A 26,216-nucleotide genomic window follows, 5' to 3' on the forward strand; every position below is an offset into this window, starting at 1 on the left:
ACCGATCTGAAAAATGGAGTCATGTTCATGTCTGGATTCTGGAATCAAGCCTTCGACCTCACCGGCCGCTGCGCCGTGATCACCGGCGGGGCCGCCGGGATCGGTCTGGCTTGTGCCAGCCTGCTGGTGGAACGCGGCGCGCGGGTGGCCCTGCTCGACCGCGACCCGGCCGTGGTCGAAGTCGCCGCCAGCCTCGGTGCCGGGAACATCGGCATCGCCGTGGACCTGCGCCAACTCGACCAGGTGCACAGCACCGTCGACTACGTATTCGATCACTTCAAACGCCTGGATTACCTGGTCAACAGCGCCGGCGTCGCGCTGCTGGACAAGGCCCTGGACGTCAGCGAAAACGCCTGGGACACCACCCTCGACATCAACCTCAAGGCGAGCTTCTTCGTGGCCCAGGCCTGCGCCAAACACATGCTGGCCCAGGGCAGCGGGCGCATCGTCAACCTCGCCTCCCAAGCGGCAGTGATCGGCCTGGACCGTCACGTCGCGTACTGCGCCAGCAAGGCCGCCGTGGTCGGCATGACCAAGGTATTGGCCATGGAATGGGCGCCCCACATCAACGTCAACGCCATCTCCCCGACCATCGTCGAAACCGCCCTGGGCAAAAAGGCCTGGGCCGGCGAGCTGGGGGAACGGGCCAAATTGCAGATCCCGGCGGGCCGCTTTGCCCAGCCGGAAGAAATCGCCGGGCTGGCGTTGTACCTGCTCAGCGACGCCGCACAAATGATCACCGGCGAGAACGTGGTGATCGACGGCGGCTACAGCATCCAGTAATTCATCTTTTGTCGTGAGGTTTATCGTCATGTCTACCGTTACCGAACGCACGCCCGAGCAACTGTCACCCGTCATTCCGAAAACCATGCAGGCCGTGGTCTGCCATGGCCCCGAAGACTATCGCCTGGAGACCGTCGATGTACCGACGCCCGGCCCCGACGAGATCCTGACCAAGGTCGAGCTGTGCGGCATTTGCATGGGCGACATCAAGACCTATCGCGGCGCGCCGTCGTTCTGGGGTGACGCCGAGCAGCCGCGCTATGTGAAGCCGCCGATGATTCCCGGCCACGAATTCGTGTGCCGCGTGGTTGCCCTTGGCCCAGGCGCGGAAAAGCGTGGAGTGAAGGTCGGCGACCGGGTGATTTCCGAACAGATCGTGCCGTGCTGGGGCTGCCGCTTCTGCAACCACGGCCAGTACTGGATGTGCCAGAAACACGACTTGTACGGTTTCCAGAACAACGTCCAGGGCGCCATGGCCCAGTACATGATTTTCACCAAGGAAGGCATCATCCACAAAGTCCCGGACTCGATTGCCCCGGACGAAGCCATCCTGATCGAACCGCTGGCCTGCTCGCTGCACGCAGCGGAGCGGGCGAATGTGGATTTCGACGACATTGTGGTAGTGGCCGGCGCCGGTACGTTGGGCCTGGGGATCATCGGCGCGGTGCGCATGCGCAACCCGAAAAAACTCATCGTGCTCGACATGAAACCCGAGCGCGCCGCCCTCGCCCTGCGCATGGGTGCGGATGAAGTGTGGAACCCGGCCGAAGTGGACGTGATGGCGAAGATTCGCGAAATCACCGATGGCTACGGTTGCGACATTTACATCGAAGCCACCGGGCACCACAAGGCGGTGAACCAGGGCCTGGCGATGCTGCGCAAGCTGGGGCGCTTTGTGGAGTTCAGCGTGTTCAACGACGAGGCCACGGTGGACTGGTCGATCATCGGCGACCGCAAGGAACTGGACGTGCTGGGCTCACACCTCGGACCGTATATGTACCCGCGCGCCATCGACTTTATCGGTAACCGCAAGATCGACATGCGCGACGTGGTGACCCACAAATTTGCCCTGGCGGACTTCAAGGAAGCGTTTGCGGTGATGGAACGCGGGGACAAGTCGCTTAAAGTCGTGCTGGAACCCTGAAACACGCCAAAACCGCTTTTACTGTAGGAGCGAGCTTGCTCGCGAAAGTCGTTAACGATAATGCTCGCGTCCTGAATCAACGCGGCGCTCTCTGGTTTTTCGCGAGCAAGCTCGCTCCTACAGTTGATCAAAACAAAAACAGGAAACCGCGTTATGAATCGAGTGATAAACGATCCGGATCAGGTGGTCGAGGACATGCTGCGGGGCATCTTGGTCGCGCACCCCGAGCTGCGCCAATACGAAACCAATCCACGGGTGATCGGCAAGGCCAAGCCGTCGCCACAGGGCCGCGTGGGCATCGTGACCGGCGGCGGTTCCGGGCATGAACCGGCCTTTCTCGGCTATGTCGGCCCCGGCCTGGTAGACGCCGTGGCCGTCGGCGAAATCTTCTCCTCGCCCACCGCCAAAAGCTTCTTCGACGCCTTCCGCGCCGCCGACCACGGCGCTGGCGTGGCGTGCCTGTACGGCAACTACGCCGGCGACAACATGAACGTGAAGCTGGCAATGAAAATGGCCGCCAGCAAGGACATGCAGATCCGCACCGTGGTCGCCAACGACGACGTGGCCTCGGCGCCCAAGGCCGACATTGCCAAGCGTCGCGGGGTGGCAGGCGAGATCTTCATGTGGAAGGTCGGTGGCGCAGCCGCTGCCCAGCATTACGATCTGGACGGCGTGATTCGTGTCGCCCAGAAGGCCGTCGACAACTGCCGCTCCATCGGCATCGGCCTCACACCCTGCACCATCGCGGCGGTGGGCAAGCCGAACTTCCAGATTCCTGACGGGCAGATGGAATTGGGCATCGGCCACCACGGCGAGCCGGGCATTGAAGTCATCCCCATCGAATCCGCCGAAGCCATGGCCGCGCGCATGCTCGCGCCGATCCTCGCCGACCGTGACTTCAGCCAGGATGACAGCGTGGTGGTGCTGGTCTCGGGTCTGGGCGCGACGCCGGTGATGGAACTTTACATTTTCTATGCCGAGGTTGAACGTCAGCTGCAGGCCAGAGGTTTGAAGATTCACCGCTGCTACGTGGGCAACTACTTCACCTCCCTGGAAATGATGGGCGTGACCCTGACCTTGCTGGGCCTGGACGCCGAGCTGAAAACCCTGATCGACCAACCCTGCCGCTCCATCGGCATGACCCAGGCGGACTAAACCATGAGCCAGCATTTCTCCACCCACGACGGCAGCGCCATCGTCGCCGACCTGGTGAGCGTGATCGTTGCCAACCGCGAGTACCTGAGCGAAGTCGACGGTGCCATTGGCGATGGCGACCACGGCATCAACATGGCCAAGGGGTTCGCCCATTGCGGACGCACCATTGAAGGCCGCCAGTTGACCCTGGCCGAAGCGTTGGACGAGTTGACGCTGAGCCTGATGGAAGGCATCGGCGGCTCCATGGGGCCGCTGTATGGCAGCCTGTTTATCGGTATGGCGGATGAGGTGCGGGGCAGCGAAGAGATTGATGCGGCGACCTTTGCGCATTTGCTACGGGGCGGGCTGACGTCGTTGCAGGACATCACCGAAGCCGGCGTGGGTGACAAGTGTTTGATGGACACCTTGATTCCGGCGGTGGAGGCGTTTGAGCAGGCCCATGGGTCGGGGGCGTCATTCAGTGAGGCGCTGGACGCGATGAAAAGTGCGGCGTCACAGGGGCGGGATTCCACCAAGGACCTCGTGGCAAAAATCGGCCGCGCCAGCCGCCTGGGCGAGCGCTCGTTGGGTGTGCTGGATGCCGGAGCCGTGTCGTGCTGCTTGATACTGACAAGGCTGGCGGATTCGGTTCAACCGAGGTTGGTGTAGCGTCTGAGAGGGCCCTTTCGCGAGCAAGCCCGCTCCCACATTCGAGCGCATTCCAAAGAGGAAACTCGGTCAAATGTGGGAGCGGGCTTGCTCGCGAAGGCAGCAACACAATTAACCCGCAAAGCACCCAACCCGCCGCGATCAGATCTCTAACTTAGCTCTCTGCCTGACCTGCTCGATATACCGCGCCACCGCCGGCGCCTTTTCAAAGCGCCGGTGAATCAGCGACAGCCACGACGACGCCTCACTGCCTTCAATCGTGCGGTACACCACGTTCGGCAAGCTCACATGCCCCACCACCGACTCCGGCACCACCGCCACGCCCTGCCCCAGTGACACCAACGCAATCACCGCCACCAACCCGCCCGGCTGCGGCCCCAACCGAGGCGCATAACCACCCTGCGCCGCCACCTGCAGCGTGCCGCTGATCTGCTCGGGCAAGATAAAGGTCTCGTTTTGCAGATGCTCGCAACTGATCGCCTTTAATCCCAGCAGCCAGGAATCCTGCGGCAACGCCAACACAAACCCTTCGCTGTTCAAGCGCACCGCCTCGACGCCCTCGGGTAATGTCATCGGCGAGCGGATATAGCCAATATCGAAGCGCCCGTCCGCGACCAGCCCCGGCAACGTCGCCATCGGGCTTTCGCGCACGCTCAGGCTCACGTCGGGGAAGTCCCCACAGAACGACTGCACCTGGCGCTGCAACAGGCCTGAATAGACCGCCGACGCAACGTACCTCAATTCAATGTGACCAATCTCACCGCGCCCGGCACGCTGGGCATTGCGCTGAGCGAATTCGAACTGCCGCACCGTGGCCTCAGCCTCGATCAACAGCGCCGCACCCGCTTCGGTGAGGCTGACTTCGCGCTGCTGGCGGATAAACAAGCGCGTACCGAGGGTGGTTTCCATGTCCTGGATCTGCCGACTCAGGGTCGGCGGGGCGATGCCCAGCTGTTCGGCGGCCCGAGTGAAATTGCGTTGCCGGGCAACCGCCAGAAAGTAGCGGAAATGACGTATTTCCATCGCAGGATTAGCTCAAAGGTAATGAAGATCACTATTACGCCTAATAAAGCCAGGACTCGGCGCGACTAAGCTGGGCGCACGCTCACAGTAGAGAGGCACCCCCATGTTAGTCAAATCCCTGATACTGGCACTCGCGGGGCTGGCCGCCCTGCCCTCGGCAATGGCCGCCGAACCAAAGGCCACCATTGCCCACAAGGCAATACTGACCCTCGCCACCGCCCAGCAGATCGCCGCGCAGGCCCGTAAAGCGGCCGCTGAAAAAGGCTGGCCCTGCGCGCTGGCGATTGTCGACGATGGCGGCTGGCCGACCCTCACCACCCGCATGGACGGCGCTCCGGTGGTCGCCGGGATTGAATTGGCCCAAGGCAAGGCGCGCACCTCGGCGCTGTTCAAACGGCCGTCGGCCGATCTGGAAAACGCCATCAACGGCGGGCGCCAGGCAGCCGTCACCGCCGGCCTGCTGATGATGAAAGGCGCACAGCCAATCATCCTCGAAGGCCAGGTAGTGGGCGCCATCGGCATCAGCGCAGACACCCCGGCCCACGATGATGAAATCGCCCTGGCGGCGGTGGCTTCGGTGCAACCATGAGCAAGGTCAGCCCACGCGTTACGCTGCTGACTGCCTCCGGGGTGTGTTCGCTGATCGTGCTCGACACCAATATCGTCGCCGTGACTCTGCCGAGCATCGCCCGGGACCTGGGGGCGAATTTTGCCGATATCGAATGGGTAGTCAGCGCCTACATGCTGGCCTTCGCCGCTTTGTTATTGCCGGCCGGGAGCATTGCCGACCGCTTTGGGCGCAAGAAGACCCTGATCTGGGGCCTGAGCATTTTCATCCTCGCGTCCATCGGTTGCGGCGCGGCGCCGAATGCGTTGTTCCTGGATATCGCCCGCGCCGTCAAAGGTGTCGGTGCGGCGCTGCTGCTGACCTCGGCACTGGCGTCCATCGGCCATACGTTTCACGACGAAGTGGAGCGCGCCAAGGCCTGGGCTTTCTGGGGCGCGTGCATGGGCGTGGCAATGACCGCCGCGCCAACCCTCGGCGGTTTGATCACCCAGTACCTGGGCTGGCGCTGGATTTTCTATCTCAATTTGCCGGTCGGCCTGGTGTTGATGGGGTTGGTGCTGCGCGCGATTCCTGAGTCTCGCGACGCCCAGTCCGCCAGGCTTGATCCCTGGGGCAGCCTGACCTTCAGCGCCAGCTTGCTGTGTTTGATCTGGGGCCTGATCGAAGCCAATCGCATCGGCTGGGACAACCCGCTGACTTACGCGCGGCTGCTGGGCGGTGCGGCGTTGTTGGGTTTGTTTGTACTCGCCGAACGCTTGCAACAGCGACCCATGGTGGACCTGCAGTTGTTCAAGCACCCGCGCTTCATCGGTGCGCTGCTGGGGATGTTCGCCTACGCCGGCTGCGCCCAGGTGATGATGACGTTGCTGCCGTTCTACCTGCAAAACGGCCTGGGGTTCTCCGCGATCGCCTCGGGTTTGGGCATGCTGCCGTTTGCCATGACCATGCTGATCTGCCCACGGATTGGCGCACGCCTGGCCAGCCGCTTTGCCCCGGCAACGATGATGGCGACGGGACTGACGTTGGTGGGATGCGGCAACCTGCTGAGTGCCTGGGCGGTGAATGTCGGCGGTTATCTGCCGTTCGCCCTGGCGATAGCGGTCACCGGGGCCGGTGCCGGGCTGCTCAATGGCGACACCCAGAAAAACATCATGGCCTGCGTGCCACGGGACCGCGCCGGCATGGCGTCGGGCATGAGCACCACCATGCGCTTCAGCGCGATCATGTTGGCGATCGGTGTGTATGGCGCATTGTTGAGCAGCCATAGCGAACAGTTGCTGCACACCCGCCTGGGCTCGCAGTGGCAGGAACAGGTTTCGGGGATTGCTTCACGGGTGGTGGCAGGCGATATGCCGGCGGCCATGGCGCTGCTGCCTGAAACGGCACGAGGGAGGGTGCAGCCACTGGCGCGGCAGGCGTTTGTCGGCGGGTTCAGCGTGGTGTTGTGGGTGGCGGGGTTGTTGGGTTTGCTGGGGGCGCTGGTGGTGGGATCGTTGATGCGGCATCCCATACCGGCGGTGCCGCAGGCCTCACTACTAGCTCGGTAATGTGATCAACACAAAACCAATGTGCGAGCAAGCCCGCTCCCACATTTTGATCTTCGACAGTCAGTTGAATTGTTACCAGAATCGCTGCTGGGTCAGGCGGCTCCACCAGGTCAGCAACACCCGGTCTACCGAACCGCTGGCCGCCAGGCCAACCCGCTCTTGCAGGCTTTTACGCTCGGCATAGTGCAGGTGGAACACTTCGGCAGTCTTGGCTTTGGTCGCCAGGTATTCGTCGCTGGTTTGCAACTGGTCTACCAGTTGTTTGTCCAGCGCCGCGACACCCAGCCAGACTTCACCGGTGGCCACATCATCAATGGCCAACTGCGGGCGGTAGCGCGACACGAAGTTCTTGAACAGTTGATGGGTGATGTCCAGGTCTTCCTGGAACTTCTCGCGGCCCTTCTCGGTGTTTTCGCCAAACACCGTCAGGGTGCGTTTGTATTCGCCGGCGGTCAGCACTTCGAAGTCGATGTCGTGCTTCTTCAGCAGGCGATTGACGTTGGGCAACTGCGCCACCACGCCGATTGAGCCAAGGATCGCAAACGGTGCGCTGATGATCTTCTCGCCGATGCACGCCATCATGTAGCCGCCGCTGGCCGCGACCTTGTCGATGCACACGGTCAACGGCACGCCCGCCTCGCGGATACGCGCCAGTTGCGACGACGCCAGGCCGTAGCTGTGGACCATGCCGCCGCCGCTTTCGAGGCGCAGCACCACTTCGTCCTTGGGCGTGGCCAGGCTCAGCAGTGCGGTGATTTCATGGCGCAGGCTTTCAGTGGCCGAGGCTTTGATGTCGCCGTCGAAATCCAGCACGAACACCCGAGGCTTGGCTTCGGGCTTCTTCTTGCTTTTTTTCTTTTCGGTTTTGCTTTCGGACTTGCGCAATGCCTTGAGCTGGTCCTTGTCGAGCAAGGTCTGCTCCAGGCGCTCACGCAGGCCTTTGTAGAAATCATTGAGCTTGCTGACCTGCAACTGGCCGGCGGCTTTACGGCGGCCCTTGCTGCGCAGCGCTGCAAAACTGATCAGCACCACCAGGATGGCGACGACCAGGGTGACGGTTTTAGCCAGGAAAGTAGCGTACTCGGCCAGAAAATCCATGTGACTCCTTACAAGTGCAGTGCGCCAGGCGCGGATTGCCCAAGCATACCGACGCCACCGCCATGGGGCCAGTGATCAAACCGCCAGCAACGGGCCTCTAACGAGCTTTTAAAACAAGCGTATGTTTTTTCATTGACAGCTTCCCGGCATCCTCATAACCTCGCCAGACTTTCAACGTACCGGGAAAACGGACGTGGGCAGCATCTACCTGATTCGACATGGCCAGGCCTCCTTCGGTGCAGACGACTACGACGTGCTGTCGCCCATCGGTGTGCAACAGGCGCAAGTGCTGGGCCGCCACCTGGCGGAACTGGGCCTGAGCTTCGACCGCTGCGTGTCGGGCGACCTGCGCCGCCAGCAGCACACCGCCACCGCCGCCTTCGAACAATACAGCGCCCTCGGCTTGCCGGTACCCACGCTGGAAATCGACAGCGCATTCAACGAATTCGACGCCGAGGCGATCATCCGCGCCCTGCTCCCGGAGCTGCTGCACAGCGAACCCGAAGCCCTGCACATCCTGCGTAACGCCGCGCAGCATCGCGGTGAGTTCCAGCGCATCTTTTCCCTGATTGTCGAACGCTGGCTGGCCGGCACCTACGACCCGCCGGGCCTGGAAAGCTGGCTGGGGTTTGTCGAACGTGTCCAGGGCGGCCTGCAACGCCTCCTCGAAGCCGCCGACAACAGTGACAAGATCGCCGTGTTTACCTCCGGCGGCACCATCACTGCCCTGCTCCACCTGATTACCCGAATGCCTGCTGCACAGGCCTTCGAACTGAACTGGCAAATTGTTAACACCTCGCTCAACCAGCTGAAATTCCGTGGTCGCGAGGTGGCACTGGCTTCCTTCAACAGCCATACCCACTTGCAACTGTTGAAGGCGCCGCAGCTCATCACCTTCCGATGAATTGCGGCCAACCGTGACCCCAAGGTCACTGGACTCACCATAAAAGGATCGAAACCATGACTGACGTAGCTAAAGCCGTAGAAGCAATGAAAGCCAAATTCAACCCAGCCGCTGCCGACGGCCTGGACCTGGTGTTCGGTTTCCGTATCGACGACACCCAGAACTTCTCGCTGGTCGTGAAAAACAAAACCTGCGAACTGCTGGAAGGTGAAAACCCGGATGCCCAAGTCACCCTGGTGATGGACGGCGAAACCATGAAAGGCATCGTCGACGGCTCCACCGACGGCATGCAGGCATTCATGGGCGGCAAACTGCGCACTGAAGGCGACATGATGCTGGCCATGAAATTGAGCGAGCTGTTCCCTGCCTGATCAAGCCTGCTTTAAATGACAAATCCCGCCAATGGCGGGATTTGTCGTTTCAGGGGCGAAGCAAACGCCTAGCGGGTTCCCGCATCGTCCAACTCGTCAAAGGTCTCCAGGTACTGCGGGTCGTTGGCATCCCCCACACGAATCTCTCGCCCCTCGTACTCTGCGGTTATTTCGCCGGTGTTCACGTCCAGGCCAATCATGACCAGGAATTTTTTGCGGCCAACCTGCACGTACAGATCGTAAAGATCCCGCGGCACATCCGGAGCCACAAACACGCTGTAGGAGTAGCGCACGCGGCGGGTCAGCACGGGCCACTGCGCCTCAAGCGCGATCACATCCTGCGACTCGCCACCGGCATTGCCCACGCCTCGCAGGGCAGCCTCCATCAACTGATCGTTATCCTTGGCGGTGAAGACCACCGGCTTTCTGCGGATCATCGTGATCATCGGGTTGGGGACGAGATCCGTTTCAAGGCGATACATCCCATTGCTGAACCACTGGGTCGCGTCAAACGTTTCGCCTTTCTTGCAATCACTGCAATGCATCATCATCGGGGCCGCAGCGCTTGCCCGGGAATAAAGGGACGTCATGAAAATACTGGTGGTGATCAGCAACGCACTCAAGAGAGTCGTACTGCTGAATCGCGCAACGACCTTCGCCATTGTCTACATCCTTGTATGAGGGGCGACGAATTTACCCGATTCTGATCATTCCCATCCATGGAAATGTTGCACCCTGTAGGAGCGAGCTTGCTCGCGAAAAACCTGAGGGCGCCGCGTTGAATCAGGATGCCAACGTCATCGTTAACGACCTTCGCGAGCAAGCTCGCTCCTACAGGGGCTGCAACAACAGCGCCACCAGCGCACTCCATCCCGTCTGATGCGAAGCCCCCAACCCGCGCCCGGTCTCGCCATGAAAGTACTCATGAAACAACACCAGATCGCGACTGGCCGGATCCGCCTCCAACTGCGCATACCCGACCATCGACGGCCTCGAACCGTTCTCATCCCTCAGAAACAATCGCGTTAACCGCTGACTGAGCCCATCGGCAACCTCCTCCAGCGAAGCCAGATACCCACTCCCCGCCGGGTACTCCACCGAGAAATTATCCGCGTAGTACCGATGAAACTCCCGCAACGACTCAATCAACATGTAGTTGACCGGCATCCACAACGGCCCACGCCAGTTGGAGTTACCACCGTACAACCGCGAATCCGACTCCGCTGGCTCATAGCGGGCACACAGGGTATTGCCATTCATCTTCAGCGCCAGCGGCTCCTCAGCGAACGCTTTCGACAGCGACCGCACACCAAACGTCGAGAGAAACTCAGACTCATCCAGCATGCGCCGCAGCAAATCCTTGGTCCGCTCCCCCCGCAACAACGCCAGCAACAATCGATTCCCCTGCCCCGGCTCGTTCCAGCGCGACACCAGCTTGGCCAGGTCCGGCCGATGCTTCATAAACCCCAGCAACCGCTCGCGCAAACCTTCCAGCCCCTCATGCTCACGCTGCTCCAGCACCAGCACCGCAAACAGCGGCATCAGGCCAACGATGGAGCGCAACCGCACCGGCTCACTTTCACCGCCCGGACGATGCAGCACGTCATAGAAAAACTGGTCCTGCTCATCCCACAAGCCTTCGGCGCTGTCGTCCACCCGGTTGATCGCCCCGGCGATATACAGGAAGTGCTCAAAGAACTTCACCGCGATATCCACATACACGACATTGCGCTTGGCCAGTTCCAGACCGATACGCATCAGATCCAGCGCATACGCCGCAACCCACGCCGTGCCGTCCGCCTGGTCCAACTGATAACCCGGCGGCAAATCAGCCGAGCGATCGAACAGCGCAATGTTGTCCAGCCCAAGAAACCCACCCTGGAACAGGTTGCGGCCTTCGGCGTCCTTACGGTTAACCCACCAGGAAAAATTCAGCAGCAGCTTGTGGAAGATCCGCTCGAGGAAATCCATGTCGCCCACGCCGTTCAGCGCCTTGTCCTGCTGATACACCCGCCAACTGGCCCAGGCATGCACCGGCGGGTTGGCGTCGTCGAAACGCCACTCGTAGGCCGGTAACTGGCCGTTGGGGTGCATGAAGCGGTCTTTCACCAACAGCAGCAGTTGCTGCTTGGCGTAACCCGGATCGATCAGGGCAAACGCCACGGCCTGGAAACCCTGGTCCCACGAGGCGTACCACGGGTATTCCCAGGTGTCGGGCATCGAGAGAATGTCGAAATTCGACAAGTGCCGCCAATGGGTATTTCGGATATGCAAACGCTCGGGCGGCGGCGCGGGCTGGGCCGGGTCGCCGTCGAGCCATTGATTCACGTCGAAGTAATACAGCTGCTTGGACCACAGCAACCCAGCCAGGGCCTGGCGCTGTACGTTGCGCGCATCTTCATCGGCGATGCCCTGTTGCAGCGCCGCATAGAAATCATCGGTCTCCTGACGGCGTTCTTCGAACAGCTTGCGCGCATTGATCCACGGTGCCTGCGCCGGGGCGAAGCGCAGGTACAGGGTTTTGCTTTCCTGGCCCGCCAGTTCCAGGATGAAACGTGCGGCCACCTTGGTGCCCGAGTCCCGGCGAATCGCCGCTTCCGAACCCGTGGTCACATAGTCGTTGATCCCGTCCTTGAACGGCCCTGGCCCAGGTTGCCCGTCCAGCCTGGGGAAGTTGGTTTCGTTCTCGCAGAACAACCATTCCACACCGTCCTGGCCCCAGGCACTCAGGTGGCGATCAAACAATTCATGGTGCCGCGCCACCACCTGCTCGCCCTCAAGGCGTAATTCAGGCTTGGGGGCATCATGGGTCCAGCTCCAGTCGTTGCGCGCCCACAAGTGCGGCAGCACCTGCAAGCGAGTGGGCTGGTCCGAACGGTTGTGCACGGTGATGCGCATGAACACGTCATCGGGCTGGTGCTTGGCGTATTCCACCGTGACGTCGCAATAGCGGTTGTCTTCGAAAACCCCGGTATCGAGGATTTCGTATTCGGCATCCCCCAGCCCACGCCGGGCGTTTTCGGCGATCAGGTCGTCGTAGGGAAAAGCCGCGTGGGGGTATTTGTAGAGCATGCGCATGTAGGCATGGCTCGGCACGCCATCGACGAAAAAGTACAGCTCCTTGACGTCTTCGCCGTGGTTGCCCTCGGCGTTGTTCAGGCCGAACAGACGCTCCTTGAGGATCGCGTCGTGCTCGTTCCACAGCGCCAGGCCCAGGCACCAGCGCTGGGCCTTGTCGCTGAAGCCCGCCAGGCCATCCTCGCCCCAGCGGTAGGCGCGGCTGCGGGCGTGTTCGTGGGGGAAGTAGCGCCAGGCATCGCCGTCGGCGCTGTAGTCTTCGCGCACCGTGCCCCATTGCCGCTCGCTCAGGTAGGGGCCCCAGTCACGCCAGCGCTCGGCGTCATCCGTGGCCAGGCGCTGGCCTTCAATCGTGTTCAGAATGTTCGTCGCAGGCTGTGCCGTCATCGAGTCTTCCGTCGCGTTCAGAGGTGACGGCCAGTGTAGAGCCCATCAGCGGTGAGATGCACGTGAAGCTAATAACATCCAGCTCATTCATTTGCAGAATGAAGTCCAGAGGAATCTTCGTTTGCAAGGCAATGGCGGGCCCAACAAAATCAGGCAACCGTGTAGTTCACCTCGACAGCCGCCAGGAATTTTTCTATGCCCACCGTCCGCCATGTCAGCCCTGACGACATTCGCAAAGGCTTCTCCAAAGCCATGTCCGACATGTACCGCGATGAAGTGCCGTTGTATGGCGCGCTGATGGAACTGGTAGCCGAGACCAATGCCAGCGTGCTCAACACCGACGTCGGGCTGGCGCACCAACTGCAGCGCACCGGGGAAATCCAGCGCCTGGACATGGAGCGCCACGGCGCCATCCGCCTCGGCACCGCTGAAGAGTTAGCGACCATCAGCCGCCTGTTTGCGGTGATGGGCATGCAGCCCGTGGGCTATTACGACCTCACGCCCGCCGGAGTGCCGGTGCACTCCACTGCCTTTCGCGCCGTGCATGAAAGCGCGCTGCAAACCAGCCCGTTCCGGGTGTTCACTTCCCTGCTGCGTCTGGAACTGATCGAAAATCCTGAACTGCGCGCATTCGCCGAGTCAGCCCTGGCCAAACGCTCGATCTTCACGCCGCGCGCCCTTGAGCTGATCCAACAGGCGGAAGCCGACGGCGGCCTCGACGCCACCCACGCCGAAGCGTTTATCCAGCAAGCCCTGGAAACCTTCCGCTGGCACCACACCGCCACCGTCACCGCCGCGCAATACCAGCAACTGAGCGACCAGCACCGGCTGATCGCCGACGTGGTGGCATTCAAGGGCCCACACATCAACCACCTGACGCCGCGCACCCTGGACATCGACCAGGTGCAGGCCGCGATGCCGGGCAAAGGTATCACCCCCAAGGCCGTGATCGAAGGCCCGCCCCGCCGCCAGTGCCCGATCCTGCTGCGCCAAACCAGCTTCAAGGCCCTCGACGAGGCGATTGCCTTTACCGATGCCAAAGGCAGCCATAGCGCACGCTTCGGCGAAATCGAACAACGCGGCGTGGCGCTGACGCCCAAGGGCCGCGCGCTGTATGACCAACTGCTGAATGCTGCACGGGATGAATTGGGCGCGTTTCCGAATGAGGCCAATGCCGGGCGCTACACCGAATTGATGGAACAACACTTCCAGGCGTTTCCCGACAATCACCGCGAGATGCGTGAGCAGGAGCTGGCGTACTTCCGCTATTTCGTGACCGAGAAAGGCTTGGCCGCCCAGGACAAGGTTAAAACCCTGGACGAACTGATCGCCGCCGGCCACGTGGACGTGGAGCCATTGGTGTACGAGGATTTTCTGCCGGTGAGTGCGGCGGGGATTTTCCAGTCGAACCTGGGGGATGCAGCGCAGAGTCACTACGCGGCCAACTCCAACCAGGCCGAGTTTGAAAAAGCCCTGGGCCGCCAGACGATTGATGAGCTGAAGTTATACGGAGAAACCCAGCAGCGCTCGATTGACGAATGCACCCGCGCGCTGCTGGCTTGAAAGAGAGAGTTCGCCCGGCCACAGCGCATTCCATGCGCCGTCTAAGAGCCCCAGTGCCGGGCGAACGATTGGCATGATAGGCAGCGGCGGTGCTGCTGTCTTTCAGGCAATTCTGAACAAATCTTCTACTTGGCCGTCGCTTTCTCCAGTTGCTCGACGATCTTGTCTTTGATCAACAGGCGTTTCTTTTTCAGCTTCTCCAGCTCCTCGTCACCGCCGCTTGAGGACTCAAGCTCCAGCACCTCCTTGTCGGCGCTGTCATATTGGTGGAGCAGCGAATCCAGGTAGTTGTCGCCCGCCCTGCGCTGTTGAATGTCTTCCTTGGTGAAAGTCAGGTCCTGATACAGGTCGTGTTTCACTGGCATGGAGTACCTCCGCAAGTTGATCAATGACTGAATGCCCCTTGAAGCTAGCCCATCCGATGGGCTCTTGTCATGTTTGAGATCAACCTGCCGCGTTTGAGTCCCCGTTCGTCGCTGGGCAGACGATTTCATAAAACCTTTGGCCCACCCTGCCCTCCACTGTAGATCGTCACCCGATGGAGAACAGGTTCCATGAATCACGCTGCCAACGCTGTCGACACCCAGTGCATCAACACCCTTCGTACCCTCGCCATGGACGCCGTGCAGAAGGCCAACTCCGGCCACCCCGGTACGCCCATGGGCCTGGCGCCCGTCGGTTACACCTTGTGGAGCCGATTCCTGCGTTATCACCCCGAGCACCCCGACTGGCCTAACCGTGACCGTTTCGTGTTGTCGGTGGGCCATGCCTCGATGCTGTTGTATTCGCTGTTGCACCTGGCGGGCGTGGTGGAGATTGACGCCCACGGCAAGCGCTCCGGCCAGCCGGCCATCAGCCTGGACGACATCAAGCAGTTCCGGCAGATGAGCTCAAAAACTCCTGGCCACCCTGAATACCGCATGACCACGGGGGTAGAAACCACCACTGGGCCTCTGGGTCAGGGTTGCGCCAACAGCGTCGGCATGGCGATGGCCGAGCGTTGGCTGGCCAAGCGTTTCAACCGTGACGACCAGGTGCTGTTCGACTACAACGTCTACACCCTGTGCGGCGACGGCGACATGATGGAAGGTATCAGCAGCGAGGCCGCGTCCATCGCCGGGCACTTGAAGCTGGATAACCTGTGCTGGATCTACGATAACAACACCATCAGCATCGAAGGTCATACCGAACTGGCCTTCAGCGAAGACGTGATCAAGCGTTTCCAGGCCTATGGCTGGCACACCTTGCACGTCACCGACGCGAACAACCTGCTGGCCCTGAGCGACGCCCTGAGCACGTTCCAGAAAAACACCGGGGCACCGACGCTGATCGTGGTCGACAGCGTGATCGGCTATGGCTCGCCTCACAAGCACAACACCGCGTCGGCCCATGGCGAGCCCTTGGGCGAAGAAGAGATCCGCCTGACCAAAGCCGCTTACGGCTGGCCTGAAGACTCAAGTTTCCTGGTACCGGATGAAGCGCGCACGGTCCTGCGGGATGCGCTGCTTAAACGCAGCAAGCCGCTGTATGAGCACTGGACTGAAACCCTGTCCCATCTGGAACGGTACGAGCCGGAACTGGCCGATGAGCTGCGCCGCATGCGTGCCGGCGAGATGCCCGAGCATTGGCAGGAGCAACTGCCGAACTTTGCCGCGGATGCCAAGGGCGTCGCCAGCCGTGCCGCCGGTGGCGAGGTGTTGAATGCGTTTGCGAAACAGATCCCGTGGCTGCTGGGAGGCTCGGCAGACTTGTCGCCGTCCACCAAGACCAACCTGACGTTCGACGACGCCGGGCGCTTCAGCGCCGAGAACTACGGCGGGCGCAACCTGCACTTCGGTATTCGTGAACATGCGATGGGCGCGATTGCCAACGGCATGGCGCTGTCATACCTGCGGCCGTATACCTCGACCTTCCTGGTGTTCAGCGATTACATGAAGCCGCCGATTCGCCTCGCGGCAATCATGGAGTTGCCGGTGGTTTTCGTGTTTACCCATGACTCGATTGGTGTCGGCGAAGACGGTCCCACTCACCAGCCCATCGAACACCTGACCCAACTGCGGGCCACCCCGGGCTTGTTGACCCTGCGCCCAGGCGACGCAAATGAAACCCTGGAGGCCTGGAAGATCGCCCTGGCACAGACCCACCGGCCGACCTGCGTGGTGCTGTCGCGGCAGAATCTGCCGACCCTGGATCGTACGAAATACGCCGCAGCCTCGGGCACGTCCCGTGGTGCTTATGTGCTGGCCGGCGCCGAGAAGCCCCAGGTGATCCTGATGGCCACCGGCAGTGAAGTCAGCCTGGCCGTGGATGCCTATGAGCAACTGAAGTCTGAAGGCGTGGCGGCGCAAGTGGTGTCGATGCCGAGCTGGGAACTGTTCGAAGAACAGGACCAGGCCTACCGCGACAGCGTGCTACCGCCAACGGTGAAGGCACGCCTGGTGGTGGAACAGGCCGGCCCGTTGGGTTGGGATCGCTACGTAGGGCAGACCGGGGCCAAGGTGGTGATGAACAGCTTTGGCGCATCGGCGCCGTTGGCCAAGTTGCAGGCCCAGTTCGGCTTTACCCTGGAGAATGTGGTGAAGCTGGCGAAGGAGCAGATCAAGCTCAACAGCTGACCGTGCGCAAGCATGCCTGGCGTGGCCTACCGAAGGAAGCCTCGGTGCCACGCCCTGCTGCTCATTTGCCGCCGGTGACATCCAGGAACGTGCCGGTGATGAAGGATGCCTCGGCGCCTGCCAACCACAGGATCGCCCTGGCCACCTCTTCAGGCTGACCACCGCGCCCCATGGGGATCGAATCCTTGACGCGGTCAACCCGCCCCGGCTCTCCGCCGCTGGCGTGAATGTCGGTGTAGATATGCCCGGGGCGGATGCAGTTGACGCGTATTCCCTCCCGGGCAACTTCCTTGGCAAACCCGATGGTGAAGGTCTCAAGCGCGCCCTTCGATGCGGCGTAGTCGACGTATTCGTTGGGGCTGCCAAGCCGGGCGGATGCCGACGAGATATTGATCACAGAGCCTCCCCGCCCCTCGTGACGAAACGACATGCGCTTCACCGCTTGCTGGGCACACAGCATCGGCCCGATCGCATTGACCGCGAAAATCCGCTGAATGCGCTCGAACGCCAGGTCCTCGACCCGGGACTGCAACGCGTTGATCCCGGCGTTGTTAACCAGTACATCAATGCGCCCGAACGCCCGATCTATCGCAGCAAATAACTGAACGACCTGCTCCGGGTCTGCGCTGTCTGCACGCACGGCCAACGCCCGGCGCCCCGCTGCTTCTACATCCGCCACTACCGCGAGGGCAGCAGACTCGTCGGAAACGTAGCTGATCGCCACGTTATACCCTTGTGCGGCAGCCAGCCGCGCGGTGGCGGCGCCAACGCCACGACTTCCACCCGTTATCAGAATCAGCGGTGCCTGCGGGACGGTATCCATTGAGCGAACCTTCATGTGGTGGTGGGAAATGCGTGACCTGTTCTCAGCCAATGAGCACGGTGCCGGTAGCAATCACTGCACACGCCAGCACCTTGCGCACCGTCAATGTCTCGCCGAGGAAGAAATAGCCAATCAGCGCCGCGAACAACACGCTGGTTTCGCGCAGGGCCGACACCGCCCCCATCGGCGCACCGGCCATGGCATAGATGATGATTCCGTAGGCCAGGAGCGACACCAGCCCACCGCCCAGCGCCGTGAAGAATCCGGGCCGCACGCTGAACAAACTCTTTGCCCCACGCAGGCCGATATAGACCGCCGGCATCAACACGCCCCACAGGGCGCACATCCAGACCGTGTAGGCCATCGGGGCACCGGACAGGCGTGCGCCGATGCCATCGGTGACGCTATAGGCGGCAATGAAACACCCGGTGCCCAGGGCGTAGGGCAGGCTGGGCACGGCCAGGCGGCGGCCCCTGAACGCCAGTGAAATAATCCCGCCAGACACCAGGGCAATACCCAGCAGCGAGCTGGCCGAAACGCTCTCCCCGGCAAACACCGCGGCGCCAAGGGTGATCAGCACCGGCGAGGAGCCCCGTGAAATCGGATAGGTTTGCCCCAGGTCGCCCACCTTGTAGCTGCGCACCAGGAACAGGTTGTAGCCAACATGCAGCACCGCTGACAGCACCACATAAAACCAACTGGCCGGCGCGGGCGGCTCCAGGAACAAGGCGATTGCGCCACTGGCGATGGCAACTGCCAGGCACATCACCGTCATCGACCAGAGCCGGTCGGCTCCGCCACGCAGCAGCGCATTCCAACTGGCGTGCAGTAAGGCGGCGAACAGGACCAGGAGAATGATGTGATAAGGCATGCGCCAATCCTAAGCAAACCGGCGCGTTAACTGAAACGAAGTCTCCTCATTTGAGAATGAGCAAATCCTCATGCCTTATTCGTAAGCCAGCCCGGCGTTTACGGCCTCCTGCATCAGCCATTCACGAAAGCTGACGATGTGCGGGCGGGTTTCGAGGCCCTTGGGGCACACAAAGTAATAAGCGACCGGGGACGGGAACGGCACATCGAACAGCTTGATCAGGCTGCCATCACTCAACTCTGATTCCACATGCCCACTGCGTGCCAACGCGATGCCCTGGCCAAGCAAGGCGGCCTCGATCGTCATGTTGGTGTCCGCAAACCTGACGCTCTCCTTGAGCGGTGAAATCCCCAGGCCCACGTGCTGAAACCAGACTTCCCATTTCGGTACCAGGTCAGCACCGTCTCGCGTCAGCAAGGGATAGCGCAGCAGTTCGGCCGGCGTGCGCGGCATGCCAAAACGGTTCAGAAGATCGGGGCTCGCCACCGGAAAAATCTGCTCCCGGAACAGGAACTCCGAGTACAGGGCCGGGTAATTTCCGTTGCCGAAGCGGATCGCCACGTCAGCCTCCGCGCTGGAGAAGTTGATGGCTTTGTCACTGGAGTCCAGCGAGACCAATATTTCCGGGTGTCGCTGGGCCAGGCTCGGCAGCCGGGGCAGCAGCCATTTCAGCGCGAAGGAATAGGTGGTGCTGACCTTGAGCCGGACCCTGCCCTTTTGCTCCCGCAGGTCGGCGAGTGTAGCCTCAAGGTTCATGAAGAACTCACGCACGATGGGCGCAAGGGCCGCGCCGGCAGGCGTCAGGCTGAGTGACTTGCCCCGCTGGAACAGCTGCAATCCCCAGAGTTCTTCGAGGTGCTTGAGTTGATGGCTGACGGCACTTTGAGTGACGTGCAGCTCTTCTGAAGCCGAGGTGAAGGTTGCGTGACGCGTGGCAACCTCAAAGGCGCGCAATGTAGAGGTAGGCGGCAGGTCTCTCATGGCATTGCTTCCCGGACGGGCAGTCCTTTATGAGTTAAAACTCATGATAGAGCATTCCATTCCCCCGTCGAAAGCTGCGCGCTTATTCACCTGCCAAACACACCTGCTGGAACCACGCCGAGAAATTCGGCCAGCGCTCATTCGTCGGGCCATTGTGCGACCAATACCGAACCTGCCCTGTCTGCGACACGCAGAAGTAGTCACCGTTTTCTTCAATGAACGGCAGCCACTCCTTTGGCACACCCATTTGGTTCCAGGCGACCTGGGCGATTTCGAACAAGTCGAGATGGCTCGTGCCCGGCAGGATCACAGCCGGTTCGAACGTCGCATTGGCCACATCGCTGCCGCCCTTGAGGAACTCGATGTAGGCCGCAGGGAACGGGAAGTTCAGGTTGCTCGCGGCCTTCTCGATTTCAGCATCGGTTGGAATACGGAACGGATCGGAGGTCATCGAAAAAGTCCCTGGCTCGTCGAATTGGAGCGCGCGTCTTCCGGCCTCATACCACGCTGGCCCGACGAAGGCTGCTGGTGTGCCCGACGCCAGCAGAATTCAAGCGGCTCACCAAATCTTCCCGTGCTTCGCGGCCACCGGTGCGCACGTATTCAAGCTCGGACGCGGTGATCAATACCACGGGAACCAGCCTGACCGGGGAAAGCGGCATGTCGTCCAGGCGGGTCGGGAAGTCCGGATCAGGGCCGCCCAACAGCACGCCCGTGGCATCGTCCTCGGTGACGAACAGAGGCGGCAATTGATCGCTCATGTGGTGCGACTTGCTGAACCCGGGCAGCTCCAGGGACAACACACCGTGGCGGTCCAGTTGATGGGTAATGCCGCCGGCGTTCGCAACGGTTTTTGCGACGTGCTCGATCAGCTCAAACGCCCAGCTCTGCTTTAAAGGATCAATCTCCCCTGACACGCCACGGGCATGTTCGGGGATATCGGACGTTTCCAGGAACAGCTCCATTTCGAAGCCATTGCCCAACCCCTCGGCGTCATCGAAAGGGTCGGACATACCGTCTGTGGCGAGCACGATGGCATCGTCCCGGCGAACCACCCGGTACGCCTGGCGGGTCGACGGCCAATCAGGCCCACCGCTGAAACTCGGGCTGATGATGTACGAGAGCACGTCCCGCTCGACGGTGCCTACCGATTGCCAATGGCGGTCCAGGCATTGCGCACTGGCCATGCAAGCGGCGTGGTTCGCCGCTTCTGCTTCGGTCAGGTCATCGTAATTGAGCTTTTGCGCGGCGGTTTCGGGTGATGCCACGGGCTCGGGCGGCTGGGGCTCAGGCGTGTTCCGTGCCCCGAAGAGCTTCTTGAAGAAATTCATCTGCGTTCCTTGCTGGACTGTAGGGTGCTGAATACCACAGTTTGCCCCGCCAACACACCCTCAACCCAGCTGGAACCGCGCGGTGTTATCGCTCAATGCCCGACTGCCCTTGCTCAACACATCTGCAGCCTGATTCACCGCCCGCGCGCCATCGAGCAAGCGCCCTGCGGCCTGATCAACCTGCTGGATATTGCCGCTCACTTCATCCGCCGTCGCCGCCTGTTCCTCCACCGCCGTGGCGATCTGCGCCAAGGTGTCGGTGACGCTTTGTACCGCGCTGGCGATCTCGCCCAGACGATGACCCAAGCCCGTAACGGACTCGGCGTCGGTTACCGCCTGCTCACACGCCGCGCCCATCAGCGTGACGGCCTGGCTCACTGTCGCACGCAAGCTGTCGACCGTCCCGGCGATCTGCGCCGTGGAGGCCTGGGTGCGTTGGGACAGGCTGCGCACTTCATCGGCCACCACCGCAAACCCCCGGCCCTGTTCGCCGGCCCGTGCGGCCTCGATGGCGGCGTTAAGCGCCAGCAGGTTGGTCTGCTCGGCGATGCCGCGAATGGTGTCGACCACCGACTGGATCTGCTGGCCCTGCTGGCTGACGCGTTCCAATGCATCGGAGGTGTCAGTCAGGCGCTGGTTGAGTTGCTGGATACTGGCGGTGGTGCGTTGGCTGTCGCGGCTGCTGTCCTCGGCAATCTGCCGGGTTTTCTGCGCACTGCCGGAGGCCTGCTCGCAGCTTCTGGCGACGCCCATGGAGGTCGCGGCCAACTGCGTGGCGGCAGCGGCAATCTGGCTGATTTGCTGTTGCTGGTCTTCCACTTCGGTGAGCGTGCTGCCCGATTGCGAATTGAGCGTCAGCACCGCAGAGCCGAGCTGCTGCGTCTCGTGGTTCACTCCCAACAGGCTGGTGCGCAACTGCATCACGGCGACGTTGAGCGCAGTACTGATGGCGGCCAGTTCGTCACGCCCTTCCACCGCCACCTCCACACACAGATTGCCGTCACGCAGGGATTCAGCAAGCGTAGTGATGCCGCTGGCGCTGCGGCGGATCGAAGCCTGCAAGCACACGAACAAGTACAGGGCCGCCAACGCCAGCACGCTGAACGTCACCGCCACCGGGATGAATTGCTTGAGCGAGCTGTTTCGGTAGTAACCCAGGCGCGCGTCCAGCGAGGTCAGCGATTGGCTACGCAACGCGCCCAGGGTACCGAGCATGCCGTCGACACTGCGTTCAAAGCCGCTGGTATCGAGCTTGATGGTGCCGCCGAACACGCCCTCGTCCAGGGCTTTCAGCTCGCGGTCCAACAGTTGCACGCTGTCGTCGTATTGCGCGATCCAGGGTTGCAGCCCAGGGTATTGCTTGGCCTTGAGGGACGCGGCAGCCTTGACCAACTGGTCCCTGGCATCGCCGATACGCCCGCGCAAATCACGCATCTGCAAACGGCTTTGCAGGGTGAACTGGCCCGATGCGATGGACGACTGCCCGACGCTCGCCATGCGCCCGATACGCTCGATCAGGTCAGGTGTTTGCTGGGTGGAAATCTGCATCAGCAAATAGGTTTCGAGCCACGGGTCGAGAATCAAACCGGTGTCCATGGTGATCTGCTCGCGCAGGGTTTGCATCGCGCTCAGTGCAGACGTGAAGCGGTCGTAGCCGTCCGGCCACCACCCCACGGTGCGCAGGGCTTGGGAGTCCATGCCGGTGACCGAAGCTTTTAGTGCTTCGAAGCGTGCGAGGGTATCAGCGCTGGCATTCTGGGCTTTCAGGGCCTCGCCCAGGGCCCGCACGCTTTGCAGGATCAGCGGGAAATTGGTGTCGACCGCGGTCATTGCGGCTTTGGCGGCGGGCGTCTGATCGTGGAGGATGTCGGCGGCTTTCCAGCGTGCGGCCAGGTTGCGCTGGGCGGTCAGCTGGGCGTCCAGGGCATCCAGGGCCAACAGTTCGCGCACACCGGATTGCTCGTTGGAAATCACCGTCTGCTTAGTGCGGTACTCCTGCGCGATCATCCACAAGCTGCCCGCCAGGGGGAGCATGAACAGAAAAAACAGGATCTGGAACTTGCGCGCAAATCCAAAACGTCCGAGCAGGCGGATTCCTGGCGACAAAATACTTTGCATGTCCTACGACTCCTAGAACCACTCGCATCAACCGCGAATCAAGCTTTGAAATGACTGACGGCAAAATGCCATGTCATTGATTAAGCTGGCTCAAGCAAGAAACGGACCGCTGAGGACAGGCCGCAGGATAGGCGGGGCGCTGCTCAGAAACCGGAGTGCCGTGCGCGAAAATGGGGCGAAAGCACTCAGTGTCCAGGACGAAACTGTAACCGTGATGCGAGCTGAAAGCCGTGACCGAGTGATCAATGGCAGGCCGCAAGACCCGCCATAAACAAGCGGCGTCAGCTCAGCACGGTCAACTGGCTCAATTGCTGTTCGGTCGGAAAGCCAACCGTGCGATACAGAGGCGGGTACACACTGACCGGCGTCAGCAGTTCGCCCAATTTGGACTTGAGCTCGTCCCATTCCACGACATGGACATTCGCGCTCCCGTCATCCTGAATTTCAACAAGCGCGACCCGATCCGTTTTTGGAAGCAGGGTGTCAACGGTTTTGGTCCAACTGCACACCGAAAATGCCTTGCCGTTGCCCCCGGCCAGCTCAAACAGCTGGTAGGTGGCGACGAACACATCGTTTTGTTGCTCGGCATGGATCGTGTCGAGCAGTTCTTTCTGGTCATGGTAGGCGCCGAGCAGCAGTAACTGTTCCAGGCTTGCCAGCCGTGTTTCAACGACGGCGTCCCCGGAGATAAAGGGCACGACCTGTTGATCCTGGTAGGTATAAACCTGGCTGGAAACCACCCGCCCGCTTTCAATCGCCTTGAAGCAGACCTCAACCATATTGCGAATGCCCTGCTCGTCTCTGTCGCCCGTCACCAACAGTACGTCACGGGTCGGGATCATGAACACCGGCAAGCCTTTGATCGGCGCACGCTGCAGCACGTCCGGCAGTAGTACCCGGCTGGTGTCATATCCGTCATTCCAGCGACCGGTGTACACCCCGGGTTCGATTTCTTCGAACGCATCCGGGGTGGCTTCGCGCAGATTATCCACGGCAATCGCCAGGGCTTCGTCCATGGTCAACCCCCAGTCCTCCTGCGGCCCCTTCGTCAGGGTAGACGTGGACTCGGGATAGTCGACTGCAAGCAAGGTCACACAGTCTCTACCCAGTGGTTGATAAACCGTTGAATAAGGCGCGTCCCAGCCTAGGGTGCGCGCTTGGTGCAGGCGCACCTCTTCCAGCATCGCGAGATTTCGAATCACCGGGCGCAACAAGGGTCTCACGCGCTCAAAGGTCTGCGGCGCGGTTTGCTTGGCGTTGATCAACGTCGAAACGTAGCCGTTCAACACGGAGGGCTTGTGGGCTTTGTCGGCGCTCTGATAGTCACGAAAGGCGTTGTGGAGATTGAAGTACGCACCATTGTCGTGCAAAAGACGAAACTCACTTGGCCGGTAGTCAAGGGGGCCGCTAAAGCCTGCATCGCGTGCGGCCTTGATGAACAGTTGGGCGAAGCCCTCTTCGGTCACGGGCCGATTGAAGAGTTTGTCGAGCAAGGGGCCGAACATGCGCAGGATCCTCCATGAATGCATGAATGCGAATAGACCCTGATGTTAAGTGAAGACGCCTGGCATGAACACTTTGTTGATGATTAAGGCTGGTTGGTCACACCCGATCACCCATGCCCCAACTCACTTGCTTCTGGATCATGGCAGCACACACACAGCTTGTTGCCATCCATATCCCGAAAATACGCCCCGTAATAGTCGGGGTGATAGTGAGGCCTTAATCCAGGCTCTCCCTCACAAACCCCGCCGAGCGCCAGCGCTGTCGAATGGCTTCTATCGACCGCCTCCCGACTGGGCGCAAGTAGCGCCACCATCTGCCCATTCCCCGGTGCAATGGGGTTGCCATCAAACGGCGCGCCGATGACGAAAATTGGTCGAGGTGCAGTTTTGGAAACCCAGCCAGCCCACGGTTTTGCCGCATCACAGAATTTCAACGTGAGGCCCAATTCAGCCATCAGCTTGGAATAGAAAGCGAAGGCTCGATCAAAATCACCTGTACCTAAAAACACATGGGAAATCATGGTGGCTACCCTGGGGCGATGAATGCCCATGAGTCTGGCGCGAAATGATTGCTGGCGAAAGCCTGATGACCTCGCCCAGCAGATGTACGGCTCCCCTCCCCTCATCCGCCCTTAAAAACCGCAATTCCCAACAATCCGCAGGGTGCCGCCCGGCATTTCGCCAACCCATAATGAACCTACAACAATAAAGGGGCTCACCCCGGGGCGCTCAAGCCATGTACAAAGACCATATCGTCAAGACCCGCATGACGGACAGCGCCGTATTCATGGGCGCAGTCGCCGTGGTGATTTTCATCATCACGCTGGCGTGCGGCGTGGGCGAAGGCCGCCTTGCCCACTTGATGGGGCCCATCGTTCTCGACCTGTCGGCCCCGCTGGCGCGTGACATCGCGGTAGGCGGCACGTTTACCCTCACGGTGGTCCTGAACCTGTTCATCCTTGGCCGGTTTCCCTTGCGCGCACAGATCATTACGGTGTGGTGCGAGTTGCTGGTGCTGTTCCTGTTGTTCTTCGACACCTTCAACCTTTCCTACAGTTTCATCGCGACCAAAATCGGCTTCATGATTACCCAGGGGGTGTTCACCACCGTCTACGTGTCGGCGATTTCGATTGCGATTGCGTTCGTGCTGGCCTTGTTGGGCGCCACCGCGCGCTTGTCGTCCAACGGCTTCGCGATTGCGATTGCCAGCTTCTACACCTCGTTTTTTCGCGGTGTTCCGCTGCTGATCCAGATCTACCTGATTTACCTCGGCATCCCTCAACTCGGTTATGTAGTCGGGGCTGTTCCGGCGGGGATCCTGGCGCTTTCGCTGTGTTATGGCGCCTACATGACGGAGATCTTCCGCGCAGGGATCAGCAGTATCTCGCGGGGTCAGTGGGAAGCTTCGCGGGCGATTGGCCTGAATCCGTTCCAGACCATGACCCGGGTGATTCTGCCGCAGTCCATGCGCCTGATCATTCCGCCGACGGGCAATCAGTTCATCTCGATGCTCAAGGACAGTTCGCTGGTGTCGGTGATCGGGGTCTGGGAGCTGATGTTCCTAGCGCGAACCCAGGGTCGCGCCGAGTTCCGTCACCTGGAAATGCTGATCACCGCCGCCGTGCTGTATTGGCTGCTGTCGATCGTGCTGGAAACCGTTCAGGCCCGCCTGGAAAAGCACTTCAATCGCGCCCATCGCTGAA

Annotated in this window: 24 protein-coding genes; 11 read left to right on the forward strand and 13 right to left on the reverse strand. The window is 61.1% G+C overall.

Annotated features, from left to right (window positions below; translation table 11 throughout):
• Positions 1-27 precede the first annotated feature (27 nt).
• The 4 genes from SNL23_RS01830 (at position 28) to dhaL (ending at position 3,730) form a co-directional block, all read left to right on the forward strand.
• The gene (locus SNL23_RS01830) at positions 28-783 is read left to right on the forward strand and encodes an SDR family oxidoreductase (RefSeq protein ID WP_076016986.1); all 756 of its coding nucleotides are present in this window, start codon (positions 28-30) and stop codon (positions 781-783) included.
• A 28-nt stretch (positions 784-811) separates the two neighbouring features.
• Positions 812-1,927, forward strand: a complete 1,116-nt coding sequence (locus SNL23_RS01835) for an MDR/zinc-dependent alcohol dehydrogenase-like family protein (RefSeq protein WP_063031068.1) — start codon at positions 812-814, stop codon at positions 1,925-1,927.
• Positions 1,928-2,080: 153 nt separating this feature from the next.
• The gene (locus SNL23_RS01840; RefSeq protein ID WP_318301444.1) at positions 2,081-3,082 is read left to right on the forward strand and encodes a dihydroxyacetone kinase subunit DhaK; all 1,002 of its coding nucleotides are present in this window, start codon (positions 2,081-2,083) and stop codon (positions 3,080-3,082) included.
• 3 nt (positions 3,083-3,085) lie between these two features.
• On the forward strand, positions 3,086-3,730 hold the full coding sequence (gene dhaL / locus SNL23_RS01845) for a dihydroxyacetone kinase subunit DhaL (protein ID WP_318301445.1): 645 nt from the start codon (positions 3,086-3,088) through the stop codon (positions 3,728-3,730).
• Between the two features lie 141 nt (positions 3,731-3,871).
• On the opposite strand, the gene SNL23_RS01850 is transcribed toward dhaL, so the two are convergent.
• Positions 3,872-4,753, reverse strand: a complete 882-nt coding sequence (locus SNL23_RS01850) for a LysR family transcriptional regulator (RefSeq protein ID WP_318301446.1) — start codon at positions 4,751-4,753, stop codon at positions 3,872-3,874.
• Positions 4,754-4,856: 103 nt separating this feature from the next.
• On the opposite strand from SNL23_RS01850, the gene SNL23_RS01855 reads away from it, so the two are divergent.
• A complete protein-coding gene (locus SNL23_RS01855) occupies positions 4,857-5,342 on the forward strand; it encodes a GlcG/HbpS family heme-binding protein (RefSeq protein ID WP_318301447.1) in 486 nt (161 codons plus the stop codon).
• A complete protein-coding gene (locus SNL23_RS01860; protein WP_318301448.1) occupies positions 5,339-6,868 on the forward strand; it encodes an MFS transporter in 1,530 nt (509 codons plus the stop codon). Before SNL23_RS01855 ends, SNL23_RS01860 begins: the two co-directional genes overlap by 4 nt.
• A gap of 72 nt (positions 6,869-6,940) precedes the next feature.
• Here the strand turns inward: SNL23_RS01860 and sohB are convergent, their stop codons facing one another.
• A complete protein-coding gene (gene sohB / locus SNL23_RS01865) occupies positions 6,941-7,966 on the reverse strand; it encodes a protease SohB (protein ID WP_318301449.1) in 1,026 nt (341 codons plus the stop codon).
• A 193-nt stretch (positions 7,967-8,159) separates the two neighbouring features.
• On the opposite strand from sohB, the gene SNL23_RS01870 reads away from it, so the two are divergent.
• Entirely contained in the window at positions 8,160-8,870 is a 711-nt protein-coding gene (locus SNL23_RS01870) for a histidine phosphatase family protein (protein ID WP_318301451.1), read from the forward strand.
• 56 nt (positions 8,871-8,926) lie between these two features.
• Positions 8,927-9,241 (forward strand): SCP2 sterol-binding domain-containing protein, encoded by a 315-nt coding sequence (locus SNL23_RS01875; protein WP_017479029.1) that lies wholly within the window; start codon positions 8,927-8,929, stop codon positions 9,239-9,241.
• A 68-nt stretch (positions 9,242-9,309) separates the two neighbouring features.
• Here the strand turns inward: SNL23_RS01875 and SNL23_RS01880 are convergent, their stop codons facing one another.
• Together SNL23_RS01880 and SNL23_RS01885 are read right to left on the reverse strand one after the other, a co-directional pair.
• Positions 9,310-9,903 carry a hypothetical protein gene (locus SNL23_RS01880; protein WP_076016978.1) on the reverse strand — a complete coding sequence of 198 codons (594 nt, stop codon included), beginning with the start codon at positions 9,901-9,903 and terminating at the stop codon, positions 9,310-9,312.
• Positions 9,904-10,072: 169 nt separating this feature from the next.
• Positions 10,073-12,706, reverse strand: coding sequence for an MGH1-like glycoside hydrolase domain-containing protein (locus SNL23_RS01885; protein ID WP_318301452.1), 2,634 nt, complete (start codon positions 12,704-12,706; stop codon positions 10,073-10,075).
• 195 nt (positions 12,707-12,901) lie between these two features.
• On the opposite strand from SNL23_RS01885, the gene hglS reads away from it, so the two are divergent.
• Entirely contained in the window at positions 12,902-14,269 is a 1,368-nt protein-coding gene (gene hglS / locus SNL23_RS01890; protein ID WP_318301453.1) for a 2-oxoadipate dioxygenase/decarboxylase HglS, read from the forward strand.
• Positions 14,270-14,394: 125 nt separating this feature from the next.
• Here hglS and SNL23_RS01895 read toward each other — a convergent pair whose 3' ends face one another.
• A complete protein-coding gene (locus SNL23_RS01895; protein ID WP_063031086.1) occupies positions 14,395-14,634 on the reverse strand; it encodes a DUF465 domain-containing protein in 240 nt (79 codons plus the stop codon).
• A 189-nt stretch (positions 14,635-14,823) separates the two neighbouring features.
• Here SNL23_RS01895 and tkt point away from each other — a divergent pair, with 189 nt between their 5' ends.
• Entirely contained in the window at positions 14,824-16,884 is a 2,061-nt protein-coding gene (gene tkt, locus SNL23_RS01900) for a transketolase (RefSeq protein ID WP_318301454.1), read from the forward strand.
• A gap of 61 nt (positions 16,885-16,945) precedes the next feature.
• Here the strand turns inward: tkt and SNL23_RS01905 are convergent, their stop codons facing one another.
• From SNL23_RS01905 to SNL23_RS01940, 8 genes are all read right to left on the reverse strand, one after another.
• Entirely contained in the window at positions 16,946-17,707 is a 762-nt protein-coding gene (locus SNL23_RS01905; RefSeq protein ID WP_318301455.1) for an SDR family oxidoreductase, read from the reverse strand.
• A 43-nt stretch (positions 17,708-17,750) separates the two neighbouring features.
• Positions 17,751-18,578 (reverse strand): DMT family transporter, encoded by an 828-nt coding sequence (locus tag SNL23_RS01910; protein ID WP_318301456.1) that lies wholly within the window; start codon positions 18,576-18,578, stop codon positions 17,751-17,753.
• 75 nt (positions 18,579-18,653) lie between these two features.
• The gene (gcvA, locus tag SNL23_RS01915) at positions 18,654-19,559 is read right to left on the reverse strand and encodes a transcriptional regulator GcvA (protein ID WP_318301457.1); all 906 of its coding nucleotides are present in this window, start codon (positions 19,557-19,559) and stop codon (positions 18,654-18,656) included.
• An 82-nt stretch (positions 19,560-19,641) separates the two neighbouring features.
• Complete coding sequence (locus tag SNL23_RS01920) at positions 19,642-20,010, reverse strand: SMI1/KNR4 family protein (protein ID WP_076016967.1); 369 nt, start codon at positions 20,008-20,010, stop codon at positions 19,642-19,644.
• 46 nt (positions 20,011-20,056) lie between these two features.
• The gene (locus SNL23_RS01925) at positions 20,057-20,890 is read right to left on the reverse strand and encodes a suppressor of fused domain protein (RefSeq protein WP_318301458.1); all 834 of its coding nucleotides are present in this window, start codon (positions 20,888-20,890) and stop codon (positions 20,057-20,059) included.
• Between the two features lie 60 nt (positions 20,891-20,950).
• Positions 20,951-23,008, reverse strand: coding sequence for a methyl-accepting chemotaxis protein (locus SNL23_RS01930; protein WP_318301459.1), 2,058 nt, complete (start codon positions 23,006-23,008; stop codon positions 20,951-20,953).
• A 281-nt stretch (positions 23,009-23,289) separates the two neighbouring features.
• Positions 23,290-24,513: a DUF1444 family protein gene (locus tag SNL23_RS01935; RefSeq protein ID WP_318301460.1), complete on the reverse strand. Its 1,224-nt coding sequence runs from the start codon at positions 24,511-24,513 to the stop codon at positions 23,290-23,292.
• Positions 24,514-24,620: 107 nt separating this feature from the next.
• Positions 24,621-25,034 (reverse strand): VOC family protein, encoded by a 414-nt coding sequence (locus SNL23_RS01940; RefSeq protein WP_076017143.1) that lies wholly within the window; start codon positions 25,032-25,034, stop codon positions 24,621-24,623.
• 215 nt (positions 25,035-25,249) lie between these two features.
• On the opposite strand from SNL23_RS01940, the gene SNL23_RS01945 reads away from it, so the two are divergent.
• Complete coding sequence (locus tag SNL23_RS01945) at positions 25,250-26,215, forward strand: amino acid ABC transporter permease (RefSeq protein WP_076016963.1); 966 nt, start codon at positions 25,250-25,252, stop codon at positions 26,213-26,215.
• Position 26,216: the final 1 nt, after the last annotated feature.

It is taken from the genome of Pseudomonas sp. SED1, from assembly GCF_034044025.1.
Classification (GTDB): Bacteria; Pseudomonadota; Gammaproteobacteria; order Pseudomonadales; family Pseudomonadaceae; genus Aquipseudomonas.

Bases quoted from the DNA above. Each gene is read 5' to 3' on its own strand.
- SNL23_RS01905 (WP_318301455.1), bottom strand. From the start codon at position 17,707: ATGGATACCGTCCCGCAGGCACCGCTGATTCTGATAACGGGTGGAAGT.
- SNL23_RS01830 (WP_076016986.1), top strand. From the start codon at position 28: ATGTCTGGATTCTGGAATCAAGCCTTCGACCTCACCGGCCGCTGCGCC.
- SNL23_RS01930 (WP_318301459.1), bottom strand. From the start codon at position 23,008: ATGCAAAGTATTTTGTCGCCAGGAATCCGCCTGCTCGGACGTTTTGGA.
- SNL23_RS01850 (WP_318301446.1), bottom strand. From the start codon at position 4,753: ATGGAAATACGTCATTTCCGCTACTTTCTGGCGGTTGCCCGGCAACGC.
- SNL23_RS01835 (WP_063031068.1), top strand. From the start codon at position 812: ATGTCTACCGTTACCGAACGCACGCCCGAGCAACTGTCACCCGTCATT.
- SNL23_RS01920 (WP_076016967.1), bottom strand. From the start codon at position 20,010: ATGACCTCCGATCCGTTCCGTATTCCAACCGATGCTGAAATCGAGAAG.
- SNL23_RS01945 (WP_076016963.1), top strand. From the start codon at position 25,250: ATGTACAAAGACCATATCGTCAAGACCCGCATGACGGACAGCGCCGTA.
- gcvA (WP_318301457.1), bottom strand. From the start codon at position 19,559: ATGAGAGACCTGCCGCCTACCTCTACATTGCGCGCCTTTGAGGTTGCC.
- SNL23_RS01840 (WP_318301444.1), top strand. From the start codon at position 2,081: ATGAATCGAGTGATAAACGATCCGGATCAGGTGGTCGAGGACATGCTG.
- SNL23_RS01860 (WP_318301448.1), top strand. From the start codon at position 5,339: ATGAGCAAGGTCAGCCCACGCGTTACGCTGCTGACTGCCTCCGGGGTG.
- sohB (WP_318301449.1), bottom strand. From the start codon at position 7,966: ATGGATTTTCTGGCCGAGTACGCTACTTTCCTGGCTAAAACCGTCACC.
- tkt (WP_318301454.1), top strand. From the start codon at position 14,824: ATGAATCACGCTGCCAACGCTGTCGACACCCAGTGCATCAACACCCTT.
- SNL23_RS01935 (WP_318301460.1), bottom strand. From the start codon at position 24,513: ATGTTCGGCCCCTTGCTCGACAAACTCTTCAATCGGCCCGTGACCGAA.
- SNL23_RS01925 (WP_318301458.1), bottom strand. From the start codon at position 20,890: ATGAATTTCTTCAAGAAGCTCTTCGGGGCACGGAACACGCCTGAGCCC.
- SNL23_RS01895 (WP_063031086.1), bottom strand. From the start codon at position 14,634: ATGCCAGTGAAACACGACCTGTATCAGGACCTGACTTTCACCAAGGAA.
- SNL23_RS01875 (WP_017479029.1), top strand. From the start codon at position 8,927: ATGACTGACGTAGCTAAAGCCGTAGAAGCAATGAAAGCCAAATTCAAC.
- SNL23_RS01855 (WP_318301447.1), top strand. From the start codon at position 4,857: ATGTTAGTCAAATCCCTGATACTGGCACTCGCGGGGCTGGCCGCCCTG.
- SNL23_RS01910 (WP_318301456.1), bottom strand. From the start codon at position 18,578: ATGCCTTATCACATCATTCTCCTGGTCCTGTTCGCCGCCTTACTGCAC.
- SNL23_RS01885 (WP_318301452.1), bottom strand. From the start codon at position 12,706: ATGACGGCACAGCCTGCGACGAACATTCTGAACACGATTGAAGGCCAG.
- SNL23_RS01940 (WP_076017143.1), bottom strand. From the start codon at position 25,034: ATGATTTCCCATGTGTTTTTAGGTACAGGTGATTTTGATCGAGCCTTC.
- dhaL (WP_318301445.1), top strand. From the start codon at position 3,086: ATGAGCCAGCATTTCTCCACCCACGACGGCAGCGCCATCGTCGCCGAC.
- hglS (WP_318301453.1), top strand. From the start codon at position 12,902: ATGCCCACCGTCCGCCATGTCAGCCCTGACGACATTCGCAAAGGCTTC.
- SNL23_RS01880 (WP_076016978.1), bottom strand. From the start codon at position 9,903: ATGGCGAAGGTCGTTGCGCGATTCAGCAGTACGACTCTCTTGAGTGCG.